Origin of the sequence: Micromonospora sp. AMSO31t, from assembly GCF_008868175.1 — a bacterium.
In the GTDB taxonomy this organism is placed as follows: Bacteria; Actinomycetota; Actinomycetes; order Mycobacteriales; family Micromonosporaceae; genus Micromonospora.
Genome location: NZ_WBKT01000314.1, coordinates 1 through 940, shown reverse-complemented (window position 1 = coordinate 940; position 940 = coordinate 1). Strand labels below are relative to the sequence as shown.

1 protein-coding gene and 1 pseudogene are annotated in these 940 nt (G+C 77.2%); both read right to left on the bottom strand.

Annotated elements, in window-relative coordinates; genetic code table 11:
- Positions 1–26: 26 nt before the first annotated feature.
- A pseudogene (locus F8274_RS30735) lies at positions 27–566 on the bottom strand (prephenate dehydratase domain-containing protein); the annotation flags it as partial.
- A 10-nt stretch (positions 567–576) separates the two neighbouring features.
- Positions 577–940: hypothetical protein (locus tag F8274_RS30730; RefSeq protein ID WP_151465899.1), on the bottom strand; the 364-nt coding region annotated here is incomplete at its 5' end.

The window sequence follows — 940 nt, the reverse complement described above, 5'->3', positions numbered from 1 at the left end:
TCGCTGGCGGTCTACCTCGCGCACGACCGGGTCACCGCGTCCGGGTGGTCGGCGATCTTGTCGGCGAGCACGGCCAGCCGGTGCCGGGTGGCGCCGATCGGGGCGCAGATGGCGGCGTCGTACTCGCCGTTCGCCGCGCCCGCCGCCGCGGCGCCGTTGGAGAGCACGTCGACCACCGTGGCGTCGGGCAGGTGGTCGCGGAGCCAGCCCCGGCACTGGGTGGACGCCTGCGGGTGCGCCGCCACGGTGCGCACGTCGGCCAGCGCGACCGCGGAGCGCGCGGCGAGGACGAACTCGACCGGCAGGATCACCTCACGGGTGATCACGAGGGGTTCCCCCTCGGCCAACTCGTCCAGGGTCACCCCGACCGCGCCGCCGATCGAGTTCTCCATGGGCACCAGCGCCGCGTCCGCCTCGCCCGCCCGTACGGCGTCCAGCGCCTCGCCCACGCTGCGCGCCGGCGTCCGGCCGCCCCGCTCGGCGGCGGGGACGGTGCGCAGCGCCTGCTCGGCGAAGGTGCCCTCGGGACCGAGGTAGACGAAGCGGGTCGGCGGTGTTCCCGGCATGTCGACCAGACTACGCACCCGGGGTGCCGTCGCAGGCCAGGGTCCGGATGCCGGACGGGCCGGCGGCGCGCACCTCCACGCCGCACACGTCGGTGCCGGCGGTGACGAGTTCCAGCGCGGCGGGCCGGCCCCGGGTGACGACCTGGAGTTCCTCGTGCCCGCTCACGGCCAGCACGGTGTACTGCCAGCCCTCGGCGCAGAGCGGTCCGGTCCGCACCGTGACCCGGACGTTGCGGGGCAGCACTCCGGCGGAGCCGCGCAGCAGGGCGATCACCCGGTCGCCGGACGGGCCGGACCGGCAGGGCGTGGCGGTCGGGTCCGGGGCCGGTGCCGTGCGCGCCGGTCCGGTCGGGGTCACCGGCGCGGTCGGGGTC